The following is a 946-nucleotide window of genomic DNA, read 5'->3' on the forward strand; positions in this document are numbered from 1 at the left end:
AAACTCGACCTTGTGGCGCGGCTTCTCGGTACCGACCTGCATCTGGCTGACGATCTTTTGAACGTCTTCCTCGGAGATCGGGGCCGGGCGATTCTTGGCGCCACCGACAAAACCCGTCACCTTGTTGGTGTGCTTCACCAGATGCCAGGTCTCATCATCCATGACCATTTCAACCAGCACATAGCCCGGAAAAAACCGGCGCTCGGTCGTCTTCTTCTGACCGTTCTTGATCTCAACCACCTCTTCAGTGGGCACCAGGAAACGACCAAACTTGGACTGCATGCCCGCGCGGTTGATGCGCTCAACGATGTTGCGCTCGACCGCTTTTTCCATGCCGGAATAGGCATGGACGACATACCACTGCATGCCTGGGGTCGGCGTGAGAGACGTTCCCGCCGCCACTTCGCTGACTACCGTGCCGTTCAGATCGCTCATTATTTTTTCCATCCCAGGATCAGGTCGTAAAACACCCATTCGAGCGTTTTGTCCGTAAGCCACAAGAACAAGGCCATGATCACCACAAAACCGAATACATAGGCCGTCATCTGGATGGCTTCTTTACGAGCCGGCCAGACAACTTTCCGGACCTCGCGCCATGAGTCACGCCCAAAAGCCACAAATTGCCTGCCCGACTCCGAGGTCATGAACACAGCAATCGCCGCCACCAAACCAGCAATCAAGGCACCCCACTGGGCTAATTGACCCTGCTTGGCAAAGAAATAGAAGCCCACCAGCGAGGCCAGCACCAGCGCGACAGCCACAGCCAACTTGGCCTTGTCGGCGTTGGTACTGACGGTTTCAACTTGAGAAGAGGCCATGGTCGCCGATTTCCTGTTCAATCTTCATGCGTCTCTGCAGACGCTTAAGCCCACCTGGAGTTTTTGACTCCTGGCGGGCTTGCTTTTTATCTTTTCAAACCACCCTCAGCATCGACACTCATCAAAGC

General features: G+C 55.1%; 2 protein-coding genes. Both read right to left on the reverse strand.

Annotated features, from left to right (window positions below):
• Positions 1 to 366: transcription termination/antitermination NusG family protein (locus AC1D1X_RS24435; RefSeq protein ID WP_477699508.1), on the reverse strand; the 366-nt coding region annotated here is incomplete at its 3' end.
• A gap of 68 nt (positions 367 to 434) precedes the next feature.
• The gene (gene secE / locus AC1D1X_RS24440) at positions 435 to 818 is read right to left on the reverse strand and encodes a preprotein translocase subunit SecE (protein ID WP_477670198.1); all 384 of its coding nucleotides are present in this window, start codon (positions 816 to 818) and stop codon (positions 435 to 437) included.
• Positions 819 to 946: the final 128 nt, after the last annotated feature.

This window comes from Polaromonas sp. P1_G4 (genome assembly GCF_056405475.1).